At 67.8% G+C, this 14,537-nt stretch carries 9 protein-coding genes, 1 tRNA gene and 1 riboswitch; of the genes, 6 read left to right on the forward strand and 4 right to left on the reverse strand.

Translation table 11 applies throughout. The features are described 5' to 3' along the window. The first annotated feature begins 185 nt into the window (after nt 1–185). The 6 genes from ABLE38_RS19155 to ABLE38_RS19180 all read left to right on the forward strand — a co-directional run bounded on the left by ABLE38_RS19155 (nt 186) and on the right by ABLE38_RS19180 (nt 9,481). The gene (locus ABLE38_RS19155) at nt 186–1,157 is read left to right on the forward strand and encodes a hypothetical protein (protein ID WP_348975829.1); all 972 of its coding nucleotides are present in this window, start codon (nt 186–188) and stop codon (nt 1,155–1,157) included. Between the two features lie 11 nt (nt 1,158–1,168). Beyond that, nucleotides 1,169–1,621 carry a hypothetical protein gene (locus tag ABLE38_RS19160; protein ID WP_348975830.1) on the forward strand — a complete coding sequence of 151 codons (453 nt, stop codon included), beginning with the start codon at nt 1,169–1,171 and terminating at the stop codon, nt 1,619–1,621. A gap of 20 nt (nt 1,622–1,641) precedes the next feature. Further along, entirely contained in the window at nt 1,642–2,739 is a 1,098-nt protein-coding gene (locus ABLE38_RS19165) for a DUF11 domain-containing protein (protein WP_348975831.1), read from the forward strand. Nucleotides 2,740–2,811: 72 nt separating this feature from the next. Then, a complete protein-coding gene (locus ABLE38_RS19170; protein ID WP_348975832.1) occupies nt 2,812–7,818 on the forward strand; it encodes a hypothetical protein in 5,007 nt (1,668 codons plus the stop codon). A gap of 162 nt (nt 7,819–7,980) precedes the next feature. Continuing rightward, entirely contained in the window at nt 7,981–8,409 is a 429-nt protein-coding gene (locus tag ABLE38_RS19175) for a MarR family transcriptional regulator (protein WP_348975833.1), read from the forward strand. 43 nt (nt 8,410–8,452) lie between these two features. Then, on the forward strand, nt 8,453–9,481 hold the full coding sequence (locus tag ABLE38_RS19180) for a protein CsuE (protein ID WP_348975834.1): 1,029 nt from the start codon (nt 8,453–8,455) through the stop codon (nt 9,479–9,481). Nucleotides 9,482–9,507: 26 nt separating this feature from the next. Here ABLE38_RS19180 and ABLE38_RS19185 read toward each other — a convergent pair whose 3' ends face one another. The 4 genes from ABLE38_RS19185 to ABLE38_RS19200 form a co-directional block, all read right to left on the reverse strand. After that, entirely contained in the window at nt 9,508–11,001 is a 1,494-nt protein-coding gene (locus ABLE38_RS19185) for a sulfatase-like hydrolase/transferase (protein WP_348975835.1), read from the reverse strand. Nucleotides 11,002–11,130: 129 nt separating this feature from the next. Beyond that, nucleotides 11,131–11,496, reverse strand: coding sequence for a dihydroneopterin aldolase (gene folB / locus ABLE38_RS19190; RefSeq protein WP_348975836.1), 366 nt, complete (start codon nt 11,494–11,496; stop codon nt 11,131–11,133). 49 nt (nt 11,497–11,545) lie between these two features. After that, the gene (gene metE / locus ABLE38_RS19195; protein WP_348975837.1) at nt 11,546–13,873 is read right to left on the reverse strand and encodes a 5-methyltetrahydropteroyltriglutamate--homocysteine S-methyltransferase; all 2,328 of its coding nucleotides are present in this window, start codon (nt 13,871–13,873) and stop codon (nt 11,546–11,548) included. Between the two features lie 132 nt (nt 13,874–14,005). Further along, a riboswitch (cobalamin riboswitch) is annotated at nt 14,006–14,241 on the reverse strand. A gap of 175 nt (nt 14,242–14,416) precedes the next feature. After that, nucleotides 14,417–14,493 (reverse strand) — tRNA-Met (locus ABLE38_RS19200). Nucleotides 14,494–14,537: the final 44 nt, after the last annotated feature.

The following is a 14,537-nucleotide window of genomic DNA, read 5'->3' on the forward strand; positions in this document are numbered from 1 at the left end:
TCAAAATGGAGGTGATTTAGACGCGCCTTCGTCAAGCACGCGATCTCCGCGCATCTATAGGTCAATGTGACCTTTCGATGGTCTGCGGATTAATTCTTGGAAAGTTGTCCTGTGACGACCTTCACAAGAATGACTGCGATCATCGGCAGGTTTAAATATCGCTGAGGTTCGCTTGAACTCGTGCAATGGTTATTGGCTCGCCCTTTCCACGCCTCCAGGCTACGCAGTTCGGGCGCCATGCGCTCGGCATGGGCGCCGCATTCGTGATACTCGCGAGCGCCGGTACCGCGAAGGCGCAGCGCGCGGGTAGCGAGGTGCGCAATGTCGCGACCGCGACGCTGCAGGCCGATGGCACCCCCAATCAAATCGCCTCGAATGCCGCCACCCTCCGGGTCGAAGAGCGCCTGGATGTGCGCCTTGCCGCCACCGGCAGCGGCGCGGAACTGGCCGGCACCGGAAGTGCAGCCCCCTTCCTGCTGACCAACGCCGGCAATGGCGACGAGCGCTTCGTGCTCGCCAGCACGCTCGACGGGATTACCGGCACGGTTCGGGGATTTGCCATCGATCGCAATGCCAATGGCCTGTTCGATGCCGGCGACACGCTGGTCGAAGGGCCGACGCCTTCGCTCGCTCCCGGCGCCACACTCGCGCTGCTGGCCCTGTTCGATCCCGGCCAGATGACCGGCAGCGGGGCGCTGAACGTCTTCGCGCGGGCGCTTACCGGCTCCGGCGCGCCCGGCACCGTCTATCCGGGCCGCGGCGACGCCGGCACCGATGCGATCGTCGGCAACACCACTGCCGAAGCGACCCTGCGCCTCTCGCTGGTTCCCGGCGCCGTACCGACCGCCAGCCTGGAGAAGAGCCAGACGGTGAGCGCCCCCGATGGCAGCACCATGGTCGTGCGCGGCGCGGTGATCACCTATGCGATCGTCGCACGCTTCGAGGGCAGCGGCACCGCACGCGCGGTCACGGTAACCGACCAGGTGCCCTCGGGCACGGTCTATGTCGCGGGAAGCCTGTCGCTCGACGACAGCCCGCTCACCGACGCCGCAGACACCGACCCCGGCAGCTTTTCCAGCGACGGCATCAGCGTCGCGCTGGGCGATGTCGCCCGTGCCGCCACCCACACCATCCGCTTCAAGGTCAAGATCCTGTGAGGAGTACGCTCATGTCGCTTATCCTGTTGCTTACGCTTGCCAATGCCGCCCCGGCTCCGGCACCGATCGAGATCCGCACCAGCGTTCTCGCCGAAAGGCGGACGCCGGCCGCCGACGGCACGACGCATGTCCAGCTGGCGCCTGCCGCGCGCGTCACCCCGGGTGACCGCGTCGTCTACCGCATCGACTATCGCAACAACGGCACGCAGGCCGCGACCGGCCTGGTGATCGCGAACCCAGTTCCTGCCGCCATGCAATATGCTGGTCCTGCCGAAGGTTCGCCCGCGCCTGAGGTTTCGGCCGACGGCAAGACCTTCGGTCCGCTCTCCGCGCTCAAGGTCCGCAGCGGCACGGCGTTTCGCCCCGCTGCCGCCGCCGATGTGCGCGTAGTCCGCTGGCGCCTTGCCCAGCCCGTTGCCGCCGGCGCCAAGGGCCAGGTGGCCTTCCGCGCAATTCTCAAGTAATCTCAAAGGGGTAGTTCGTCATGTACAAGCTTAAACTGAACAACGCGCTGCTCGGCAGCGCCGCTCTGGGCGCGATGAGCGTTGCCGGCGTCGCACAGGCCCAGCAGACGCCCGCCGGCACCAGCGTCAACAACCAGGCGACCGTCAGCTATGAGGTTGGCGGCACGCCCCAGTCGGTCTCGTCGAACGTCGCCTCGTTCGTGGTCGATAAGAAGGTCAACCTGGCCGTCGCAGAAGTCGGCGGTGCAGTGACGCAGACCGCGATCGGCGCCACCGACCAGGTGACCACCTTCACTGTCACGAACCTCACCAACTCGGTGCAGGATTTCCGCCTGGAAGCGGACCAGCAGCTGGTGTCGATCCCGCTGCTCGGCGTCGACAATTTCAACATGAACAACCTGCGCGCCTTCGTCGACAGCAACGGCAATGGCACCTATGATCCGGGTGTCGATACCGCGACCTATATCGACGAGCTCGCGCCGGACGCGACCGTCACGGTCTTCCTCGTCGGCAACGTGCCCAACACGCCGGGCATCGAGACCGCGATCGTCTCGCTCAACGCCATCGTCGCCACTGGCGGCGCGGGCGGTGCGCTCGGCGCCGATCTCGTCGCCAGCTCGACGCTGGTCGCGGATTCGCCGAGCACGGTCGAAATCGTGTTCGCCGATGACGGCGGCGTGGCCGACGCCGCGCGCAACGGCCAGGGCCGTGCGTTCGACGCCTATCACATCTCCACCGCCGTGGTGACGATGCTGAAGAGCGCGACCGTGATCAGCGATCCGGTAAACTATCTGCTCAACCCGCATGCGATCCCCGGCGCGACCGTGGAATATTGCATGAAGGTGAGCAATGCCGGCCCCGGCACCGCCAACAATGTCGTGTTGAGCGACGTCGTGCCGGCGAACAGCACCTTCGTGCCCGGCTCGATCACGGTCGGCACATCGGGGATCCTGGGCGCCTGCATCCTGCTCGGCACGGTCGAGGACGACAACAACACCGGCGCCGACGAGTCCGACCCCTATGGCGGCTCGTTCGACGGCACCACGGTGCGCGCGACGCTGCCGAGCATCGCGCCGTCGACGTCGATGTCGATCGCGTTCCGCGTGACGCTGAACTAAGCGCCACTCGAGCCAGACAAGGACCTTACCACCGGCGCGCGGGCACTCCCCGCGCGCCGGATGGGAGCCTGCATGCTGCGAACCCCTCTCCCCCTGCGCGCCCTGGGCCGCGCGATGGCCATCGCCATCGCCACGCTGTCGATACCGACGGCGGGGGCACAGACGATTCGCAACACCGCTTCCATGCAATTCCAGTCCGCAACGGGCCCGCAGACGGTCGCGTCCAACACCGTGACGCTCGACCTCGCCAAGCGCCCGACCAAGATGCGGTTCCACGAGATTCCGGCCGGATATCAATATACCGGCCTCGCCTGCCAGACCGATCCCGTCCTTCAGTTCACGCCGAGCATGGTCTCGCCTGCGGAGCTCGCTGCGGCACCGCCGCTGGCATCGATCCAGCGCGGCCAGGCGCTGATCGTCGAGCTCGACGCACAGGCGGAGAACCGCGACCCGAACAAGCGCGAAGTCGTGTGGATCAACGTTTCCGCGGGCCAGCTGTCGGTCAAGCTGCCGCTTACCGAAACCTCCACGAACACGGGCGTGTTCGCCGGCGGCGTTTCCGCGTCCGGCACCCATCCCCAGTTCGCCGCCTGTGACATCGCCAAGCGCGTGTCCGGATCGAAGATCGAGGTCGGCTTCGACGGCAGCGACGACAGCTTCTCCTCCGACGCCGAAGTGCTGATCGATCCCGAGGGCTATGTCTTCGATTCGGCCACCGGCGCCCTCGTCGACGGTGCAACTGTCACGCTGATCGACAACGCCACCGGCCAGCCTGCCGCCAACGTGTATGGCGATGACGGCACCAGCGCCTATCCCAACACCGTCGTCACCGGCACCAGCGCGACCGATGCGAGCGGGCAGGTCTATCCCTTTACCCCCGGCAATTTCCGCTTCCCGCTCGCGCCCAAGGGCTTCTACCGGCTGCAGGTGACGCCGCCGGCCGGCTATACCGCCCCATCGCGCGTCGCGCCGGATGCGCTTGCCCATCTCACCGGGCCGCCGGGTGCGTTCCGGATCACCGATTCCTCCTATGGCGCACCGTTCGAGCTTGCCGATCCCGAGCCGGTGCACATCGATATCCCCGTCGATCCGACGCGGCTTCGGTCGCTCCTGCTCGCGGGGCTGATCCTGGACAAGACCGCCTCGGTGCGGGAAGCCTCGCCCGGCGAGTTCGTCCAGTATCGGCTCGAAGTTCGCAATGCAGCGCGCACGGCAACGCCGGGCGAAGTCCGCATCGAGGATCGCCTGCCGACTGGCCTGCGCTACCGTGCCGGCACCACGCGCGGCGCACCCGAGCCAGAAATCTCGCGTGACGGCCGCTCGCTGGTCTTCACCCTGCCTCGCCTCGCCGGCCTCGCCACCGCGCCGGTCAGCTACGTCCTGTCAGTCTCCCCTGGGGCACCGAAGGGCGAAGCGGTGAACAAGGCCGTCGCGTCCACCGCGATGGGATCGAGCAACGAAGCGAGCGCCTCGGTGCGCATCCGCTCGCTGCTGATGACCGACGCGCTGACCCTGGTCGGCCGCGTGACCGAAGGCGGCTGCGGCGATCCGGCGCGCAGGCGCAAGGGCGTCGGCGGCATCCGCGTCATGATCGAGGACGGCAGCTATGCCGTCACCGATGCCACCGGCTATTATCATTTCGAAGGCGTCCGCCCGGGCACGCATGTCGTCCAGCTCGACACCGCAAGCATCCCGGCGACCCATGCCCCAGCCACGTGCGACCGCGACACGCGCAGCGCCGGCAGCGACATCTCGCGCTTCGTCGAGGGCCAGGGCGGAAGCCTGCAGCGCGCGGACTTCCAGCTCGTGCGCACCGGCAAGAAGGCCGTGGCGGACACCGCGCTTCCCATCGTCCAGGGCGACGATGCGCTTGCCGCGGGCAACCGGCCCGACTGGCTCGATACCGCCACGCCGGGGATCGACTGGTTGTTCCCGGAGATGAACCACAATCCGCGCTCGCCCGCGCTGCGCGTCGTCATCCGCCACCAGCCCGGTCAGCGTATCGCGCTGAGCGTCAACGGCAAGCAGGTCGATCCGCTGAGCTTCGACGGCACCGATACCGATGCCGCGCGCGGCGTGGCGATCTCGCGCTGGACGGGCCTGCCGCTCGCGGAGCGCGACAATCTGCTCGAAGCGCGGGTACTCGATGCCGGCGGCAAGACCGTCGCGACGCTGACCCGCACCGTCCATTATGCCAATGTGCCGCTGCGTGCCGAGTTGGTGGCCGCGAAGTCGCGCCTCGTCGCCGACGGCCTGACCCGCCCGCTGATCGCCGTCCGCGTCACCGACCGTGACGGGCGCCCGGTGCGGGCCGGCACGATCGTGCCCTTCCGCGTCGACCAGCCCTATTCCGCCGCGCAGGAGAGCGAGGCGCAGCAGGGCCGCAAGCTCGCCGGCCTCGACCGCAGCGAGGCGACCGCGCGAGTGATCGGCGACGAGGGCCTGGCCTTTGTCGCACTTCAGCCGACCACGCAGACCGGCAGCGCCCGCATCACGATCAAGCTCGCCGACCAGGGCCTCATCCAGACCAGCGAGATCAAGGCCTTCCTCGCCGCCCCGGTGCGCGACTGGATGGTGGTGGGCTTCGCCCGCGGCACCGCCGGCTTCGACATGCTGCGCTCGAAGAGCAGCAACCTGCCGCGCGGCCAGCGCAACGCCGTCACCAGCGACGGGCAGGTCGCGCTCTATGCCAAGGGGCGGATCAAAGGCGCCTGGCTGCTCACCCTCGCCTATGACAGCGACCGCGCCTATGATCCCGATCGCGGACTGCTCGGCACGATCGACCCCGATCGCTATTACACGGTCTATGGGGATGGGAGTCGGCAGGCTTATGACGCACCCACTCGGGGCAAGCTCTATCTGCGGCTCGAACGCAAGACTTTCTACGCGCTTTTCGGCGATTTCGAGACCGGTTTCGTCGATACGCGGCTGACTCGCTACAGCCGCACGCTCAACGGCATGAAGGCCGAGGCATCGGGCGACCGGGTGACCTTCAGCGCCTTCGCCGCGCGCGACCAGGACCGCTATGGCCGCGACGAGATCCAGGGCAACGGCCTGTCCGGCCCCTACCGCCTCACCGCGCGCGACATCGTGCCGAACAGCGACAAGATCACGCTGGAAACCCGCGACCGGCTGCGCCCCGAGCGGATCGTCGACAGCAAGCTGCTCACCCGCCATATCGACTATGACATCGACGCGATCGCCGGCACGCTGCGCTTCCGCGAGCCGATCCTCAGCCGCGACCCGTCGCTGAACCCGATCTACATCGTCGCCGACTACGAGATCTACGGCACCGGCAAGAAGCTGGCGGCGGGCGGCCGCGGCGCGGTCAAGTTCGCCAAGGGCAAGATCGAGGTCGGCGCCACCGTGCTTCACGACCAGGCCCAGTCCGACGCGACCGTGGCCGGCCTCGACCTGCACGCCAAGCCGATCCAGGGCGTCGAGGTCCGCGCCGAAGTCGCCACCGGCGGCCGCGACGGGCTGCGCTCGGCCCAGGCGTTCATCGCCGAGGTCGAACACCATGGCGGCGGCGCCGACGTGCTCGCCTATGTGCGCCGACAGGACAGCGGCTTCGGCGTGGGACAGCAGAATGGCGGCGAGGCGGGCACCAGCAAGGCCGGCATCGACGCGCGGCTGCAGCTCGGCGCCGGCCTGTCGGCAGTGCTGACCGGTTGGCACCAGGAAGACCTGACCAGCGACGCGAGTCGCACCGCGGCGGACGCACGGATCGAGTATCGCAAGGGATCGAGCCTGGTCTTCGCCGGCGCGCAGCTCGCCGCCGATCGCGACGCCACCGGCGCCAAGCGCAACTCGACGCTGCTGACCGTCGGCGGCACCCAGTCGCTGCTCAACAACAAGCTCGAGCTTACCGGCCAGGCGCAGATCGCCATCGGCGGCGCCAACGAAAGCAGCGACTTCCCGGCCCGCCAGCAGATCAGCGCGAGCTGGCGCGTGCGCGACGGCGTCCGCCTGATCGCAGGCTATGAAATTGCCAAGGGTGACAAGTATTTGGCGCACAATGCGCGGGTCGGCTTCGAAGTTTCGCCCTGGACCGGCGCGCGGATCATGTCGACGATCAACCAGCAGGAACTCGACCAGACGGCCGGCGAGAATGGCCGCCGCGCCTTTGCGCAATATGGCCTGAGCCAGTCGCTGCCGCTCGGCAAGAACTGGACGATCGACGCGACGATCGACGCCAGCAGGACGGTGTCCGGCAAGGTGCCCGATACCAGCCTGTCGCGCCCGGTGATCGACAGCTCGATCCTCGGCCAGAATGTGCGCGAAGGCGATTTCGTCGCGATCACCGCGGGTGCGGGCTATCGCAGCACGCTGTGGTCGTGGAACGGCCGCGCCGAGTTCCGCACCTCGCAGGAATCGCGCCGCCTCGGCTTCACCAGCAACCTGTTGCGCACGCTGGGCGAAGGCAAGACGCTCGCCTCGTCGATCCGCGCCTATCGCACCACCGACAGCAAGGATCGGTCGGTCGTCTCCGCCACCGCCGATCTCGCGCTGGCGCTGCGCCCGGCGGACAGCCGCTGGTCGGTGCTGGAACGCTTCACGCTGCGCCACGAGCAGGCCGACCAGGGCGTCAGCGAGAACAACGTGCTCACCGTTCCCACCTTCGCGCAGGGCACGCTGGCGACGACGCGCGCGGTCAACAGCCTGGCGCTCAGCTATCGCTCGGGCGACGAGGGGACCTCGCACGGCTTCGAAGCGACGCTCTACTACGGCGCCAAATATGTCCGCGGCCGCTATGCCGGTGAGAAGCTCGACGGCTTCATCGACGTGATCGGCGCCGAGATCCGCAAGGATATCCGCCGCAACCTCGACATCGGCGTGCAGGGCAGCATCCAGCATAGCTGGACCGACGGCACCGCATCCTTCTCGGCGGGCCCCAGCATCGGCGTGTCGCCGGGCAAGAACCTGTGGTTCAGCGCGGGCTACAACGTCTCGGGCTATCGCGACCGCGACTTCGAGGACGATCGCTACACCCGCCAGGGCCCGTACCTCACACTCCGTGCGAAGTTCGACCAGTCGCTGCTGCGTACCGCAGGCAACTTCTTTGGAGGTAGAAAGTGATGCGTTCGATTCCTCCATTCTCGAGCAAGTTCCGCCGCTTAACACGGCTAAACCATCGGACACCTTCTTCACGCCCGTGCGTTTTGATCTATGTTAGCGATTCCACAGGGCCGTGGGGCGTCGCAACAAAGAGGCTTCGTCCGTCGGGCGAGCAGGTTCGCTATGGGTGCAAAGAAAGACGATATTGCCAAGAAGGGGCAGGCCAAGCCTGCCGAACCTGGCGCTATCGAGGGGATGATGTACCAGCGCGAGGGCATCGACCATCGCGAGGAAGTGGAGCGCATCATCCGCGTCCGCGAGGCGCGCGGCAAATACATGCCCGAGAACTGGTTCTCCGATCCGGCCTGGGACATATTGTTGCGCCTGTACCAGGCCTATCTGGACGGGCTCGAGCGCACGGTGGGCGACCTGGGGAGCTTTGCGAGCACATCGCCCGCGACCACCAATCGCTGGCTCGACGTGCTTTCCGGGCGCGGCTGGATCCATCGCCGACGCTGCGAGCGCGACCAGCGCCGCGTGTTCGTTTCGCTGACCGACGCCGGCGCGGAGCAGATGCACGAATGCCTGGAGCTGATGGGCAAGCAAGGCTGACCGCCGCCGCCTCCGCGCCACACCGCGCCCGGGAGGCTTGCCGATGATCGCGCTGCTTCGCTGCCTGGCCCTGGCGTGCGTGGTGCTGACCCTGTGGTCTGCGCCCGCCGACGCGGCCGCATGTGCCGTCTCCACCCCGGCTTCCTCCAGCCTGGGCAGCTATTCGCCGAATGCCATCAGGGCGGGCGCCGTCCCGGTGGTCGAGAAGTTCGCGGGGATCGACTGCACCCTCTCCCTGCTCACCGGCAACACGCTCACCGCGACGATCAGCAACGCCAACAGCTTCAAGCTGACTTCGGCGGGGCAGCCCGACGGTGCGTTCCAGGTGTTTCCCAGCGCGACGAACACCACGCCGATGGCGTCAGGCGTCGCCGTCAACTTCCTCAATGCGCAAGTCGTCGATCTCACTGCGTTGCTCGGCCCCAATGCGGGCCACATCCCGCTGTTCATCAAGCCGTCGAGCACGGCATTGCTCACCCCCGGCACCTATAACGGTGCGTTCCGGGTGACCTGGGCGTGGAAATTCTGCTCGGGCGTCTGGGTCGGCAGCACCTGCACGCTCGGCACGCTCGACCAGGGCAGCGGCTTTGCGGATATCACCTTCACCGTCACCGTCGCACCCAAGCCGGTGACGGTCGCGATGAGCGACGTCACCACCTGGGACCCGATCGCCGGCACGACCTACCCCAAGGCGATCGTCGGCGCGAAGAAGCGCGTTACCGTGGTCGTCACCAACCCCGATATCGTCGCGACCGACCTCAACTCGGTGCGCGTCGAGATCCCGAGCCAGCCCGGCACTTCGATCGCGCTCGAAGGCGATGGCGCGAGTTCCGGTGCGCCGATCAAGTTCACCGACGGCACCCCGAGCTCGACGCTCGCCTTCAGCTACACCAATGCCGGCGACGGCGCCGACGATGTCGACTTCTATGCCGACGGCACGGGCTGGGCCTATGTCCCCACGCCGGGCGACGCGGTATCGCAGCGGCTCGTCAAGAAGGTGCGGCTGAAGCCCCGCGGCAAGCTCGCCCCGGGATCGTCGTTCACGGTCACCCTGCCCTATCTCATTCAATAGGGTTCGACGCGCCCGCCTCGTCGCGGCTACTGCGCCGGCGTTGCGGCCAGGCCGCGCATCCATGCCTGAAGGCGGGCGAGCAGCGGGTCGCGGACCTCGGGCCGGGTCGCGGCAAGGTCGTGCGCCTCGCCCGGGTCGCTCGCCAGGTCGAACAGCTGGACATCGCTGCCGCCCGGATTGGCGAGCAGCTTCCAGTCGCCGTCGCGGATCGCATAGCGCGGCGACTTGTCCTGCTCGCGGAAGGGCGTGCCGGGCGGCTGCGCCTTGGCGCCTTCCCTGCCATAGGCCCAGAACAAGGGCGTGCGCCGGGTCAGCGGCGTGCCCTTCAGCACCGGCGAGAGGTCAACGCCCGCGCTGCCTGCCGGCACCTTCTGCCCGGTGATCGCGGCGAGCGTCGGCAACAGGTCGACGCCCTGCCCCACGCTCTGCTCGTCGCGCGTGCCCGGCTTCATGTGGCCGCGCCAATAGAGGATCAGGGGCTGGCGGATGCCGCCTTCGTACAGGCTGAACTTGCGCCCGCGCAGCGTGCCGGTGCTGCCCGGCGCGCCGGTGGTGGCCGTGTAATAATGCTGGAGCGACGACGGGCCGTTGTCCGAGGTGACGATGATCAGCGTATTCTCGAGCTGCCCCATCTGCTCGAGCCGGTCGAACAGGCGACCGAGCGTCCTGTCCATCTTGACCAGGCTGGCAAGGAAACGGTCGTCGTCCGCGCTGTCGCCCTTGCCCATCACGTCGGAAAGCGAGTCCGCGTCGGGCGCCCAGGGATCGTGGACGTCGTTGAGCCAGAGGTTGACGAACCAGGGCTTGTCGGCGTGCTGCGCGACGAAGTCGACCGTCATGTCGGCATAGAGCCGGGTCAGGTTGGTCTTGAGCTCCCAGAAGCGCGTGCCCTGGCCCAGCTTGTCCGATTGCTCGGCGAGGCCGCGCTCCTGGTCGGAGACGAGCACGCGCGGGCCGAGCCCCTCGAAGGTGGTGAAGCTCTGATCGAAGCCATAGGCCGTCGGCCAGGGCGCCTCGCCGACGTCGCGACCGCCGCCCAGATGCCATTTGCCGATATGCGCGGTGGCGTAGCCGGCGCCTTTCAGCAGCCTGGCGATCGTCGGCAGCTTGGGATCGAGGAAATCGGCCTGGCCGATCTGCGCGTTGCGGGCATGGCTGTCGGTGATGCCGACAAAGCCGACACTGGCGGGGAAGCGCCCGGTCAGGAAACCGGCACGCGACGAGGAGCAGATCGGCGCCGCATCGTAGAATTTGGTCATCAGCACGCCCTCGCGCGCCAGGCGATCGAGATTGGGGGTGCTGACCTTCCTGTCCCCCATCACCGAAAGATCGCCCCAGCCCATGTCGTCGACCAGCACGAACAGCACGTTCGGCCGGCGCTCGGCCTGCGGCGTCGCGGCCGGTGGCGCGCTCTGCGGTGCGGGTGGGATCGGGCGGGCAAAAGCGATGCCCGTCGTCGCGATGGCGAGGGCGGTGACCGCGCATCCCGCGCGGCCCATCAGGCGATTGATCCGGTTCATGTGCATCCCAGGCCTCCCCGATCCTTCACGCGCTCTCGCGTCGCGTTCCGATCCTGGCGCCAGCATAGCGTGCACGGGCAAAAATCTGCAATGATTTATATTACAATACTTGCAGCCAAACCGCTCCCCTCACCCGCGGTGCCGCAACCGGGTGATGCCGACATCGGCAAAGCTGCCGCCGATCGGCGCCTCGGGCTTGTGGACGGTGACCTGCAGCGTCGCGACCTGGGGGAAGCGCGCGAACAGCGCGGCGATGAGCCGATCCGCCAGCGTCTCGATCAAAGCCCAGGGCTGGCCGCCGACCACCTCGCACACCCGGTCGTAGAGCTGCTTGTAGCACAGGGTTTCCTCGAGCCGGTCGCTGGCGACCGCGGCGCCGGTATCGATCCACCAATCGACATCGATGACGAAGAGCTGGCCGGCGCGGCGCTCGAAATCGAACACGCCGTGCCGGCCCCGCACCTCCACGCCGTGCAGGAACATGCGGTCCAGCACGGGCGCGGAAGATCCGGGGTGCGGCGCTGCGCACCCCGGGGCTTCGACATCAGGCGAGCGCAGCACGTGCCGCCTTCGCCGCCTCGACCATGTTGACCAGCGCGGGCTTCACGTCTTCCCATTTGCGGGTCTTGAGGCCGCAATCGGGATTGACCCAAAGCTGTTCGGGCGAAAGCCGCTCGCCCGCCTTGATCAGCAGTTCCTCCATCTCGCCGGTGGACGGGATGCGCGGGCTGTGGATGTCGTACACGCCCGGCCCGATCTCGTTCGGATATTTGTAGTCGATGAACGCGTCGAGCAGCTCCATCTTCGAGCGCGAGGTCTCGATCGAGATGACATCGGCGTCCATCGCCCCGATCGCGGCGATGATGTCGTTGAACTCCGAATAGCACATGTGCGTGTGGATCTGGGTCTGCGGCTGCACGCCCGAGGCCGAGATGCGGAAGGCCTCCACCGCCCAGTCGAGATAGGCGTTCCACTCGGCACGGCGCAGCGGCAGGCCTTCGCGCAGGGCCGCCTCGTCGATCTGGATCAGCTTGCAACCGGTCCGCTCGAGATCGACGACCTCGTCGCGGATCGCCAGCGCGATCTGGCGGCAGGTTTCCGAACGCGGCTGGTCGTCGCGCACGAACGACCATTGCAGGATCGTCACCGGGCCGGTGAGCATGCCCTTCATCGGCTTGTCGGTGAGCGACTGGGCATAGCGCCACCAGGCGACGGTCATCGGCTCGGGGCGCGAGACATCGCCGTAGAGGATCGGCGGGCGCACGCAGCGCGAACCATAGCTCTGCACCCAGCCCGCGCGGCTGAAGGCGAAGCCCGCGAGCTGCTCGCCGAAATACTGGACCATGTCGTTGCGCTCGAACTCGCCGTGGACGAGCACGTCGATGCCGATCTCCTCCTGCCAGCGCACCGCGCGCTCGGTCTCCTCGCGGAGGAACTGCTCATAGCCTGCGGTGTCGAGCTCGCCCTTGTCGTGCGCCGAGCGCGCCTTGCGGACCTCGGCGGTCTGCGGGAACGAGCCGATCGTGGTGGTCGGCAGCGGCGGCAGGCCGAGCACCGCCTGCTGGCGGCGGATGCGCTCGGCGAACGGGGTGACGCGGCGCGTCCAGTTCTCGGTGACCCCGGCCATGCGCGCGCGGACCCGGGCGTCGTTGGTCAGCGGCGAGGTACGGCGCGATTGCACGGCGGCGGCGTTGTCGGCGAGCGCGGCGGCGACCTGGTCGCGGCCCTGGTTCCGCGCGGCGGCGACCAGCGCGAGTTCGCCGAGCTTCTGCGTGGCGAAGGCGAGCCAGGTCTTCACTTGCGGATCGAGCCGGGTCTCGAGCTCGAGGTCCACCGGCGTGTGGAGCAGCGAGCAGGACGGCGCGACCTGGATCTCGCGCTCGCCCGCGGCATAGTCGACGATGTCGAGCACCCTGGCGAGGTCGGCCTTCCAGATGTTGCGGCCGTCGATCACCCCGAGCGAGAGGACCAGGTCCTTGCGCGCGCCTGCCAGCACGGCGTCGAGCTGCTCCGGCGCGCGGACCAGGTCGACGTGAAGCCCGGCGACCGGCATCGCCAGCGCCGTCTCGAGATTGTCGCCGAGCGCGCCGAAATAGGTGGCGAGCATCAGCTTGATGCCGGGCACCTCGGCCAGCTCGGCATAGGCGGTGCGGAAGGCGGCGCGCGCCGCGTCGCTCAGGTCGAGCACCAGCGCCGGCTCGTCGATCTGCACCCAGTCGGCGCCCGCCGCGGCGAGCTTCGCCAGCAGCTCGGCATAGACCGGGAGCAGCGCGGGCAGCAGCGACAGCGCGTCAAAGCCCTCCGCCTTGGACTTGGCGAGCAGCAGCCAGGTGACCGGGCCCAGGATCACCGGGCGAGTGTGATAGCCGAGCGCCTTGGCCGCGTTGAACTGGTCGATCGGCTTGGTCGTCGACAGCGCGAAGGACTGGCCCGGCGCGATTTCGGGGACCATGTAGTGATAATTGGTGTCGAACCACTTGGTCATTTCCTGCGCGGGCACGTCCGCGCCGGCGCCGTGGCAGTGGATGCAGCCCTCGGCTTCGGGCTGCCCGCCCTTGGTCTGGCGGCCGCGCGCCATCGCGAAATAGAGCTCGAGCGAATCCGCCGGCCCGATCGCGCGGTAGATCTCGGGGATCGCGCCGAGCATCACGCTGGTGTCGAGCACCTGGTCGTAGAGCGAGAAATCATTGCTCGGGATCACCTCGATCCCGGCGGCCTTCTGGCGCTGCCATGCCATGGCACGCAGGCCCTCGGCAGTCTCGCGCAGTGCGGCCTGGTCGATCTTGCCGGCCCAATAGGCCTCGGTGGCGGTCTTCAGCTCCCGGCGCGGGCCGATACGGGGGAAACCGAGATTGGCAGCGGAAACACGCATTATGGACTCCTGGTCTGCCGGACGGTCGAACCAGGATAGAGCGCTCCAGGAGACAAGGCGCCGCGGCCCGGACGAGCGGACGCGCGGCGCTATGGCGCCTGGCGCGATCCACCGGAGGAACCCCCGTCCGAGGAACGTTATCGCGTCGGAGGCAGGTCTCCTGGCTCACGGTTCAACACGTCGGTCCCGGCCTTCCCGGCGCCGCGTGCGACGCCAGTGACACATGTGTGGGACCGCCGCTCGCCGCTTACAGTTGCGGGGGCAGCGCCGGACTCCGCCCCTGCGGGCGCCACCGGCTTCCCGTCTTAGCCCCATCGCCCGGATCCTTGCGGCGCCGGAAATGGGGAACCTCGACGCCGACTTGATCGCGCGTTTCATCGGGCGCGTCAAGCATCATATAAAGATATCTTTATGTCGTTATGCGGCGAACTGCGGACGTGCGAATGCAGCCGCGCGGGCGATCGAGCCAGCGACGGCGGTGGATGACGGAGCCCAGATACGAAAAAACCCGCCAATCCTGCTGGACTGACGGGTGCTGTGTGTTGGTTGCGGGAGTAGGATTTGAACCTACGACCTTCAGGTTATGAGCCTGACGAGCTACCGGGCTGCTCCATCCCGCGACAACCGACGAAGTTGGGATCAGGATCGGAAGGCGAAGCCTTCC

The organism is Sphingomonas sp. KR3-1, from assembly GCF_040049295.1.
Taxonomy (GTDB): domain Bacteria; phylum Pseudomonadota; class Alphaproteobacteria; order Sphingomonadales; family Sphingomonadaceae; genus Sphingomonas.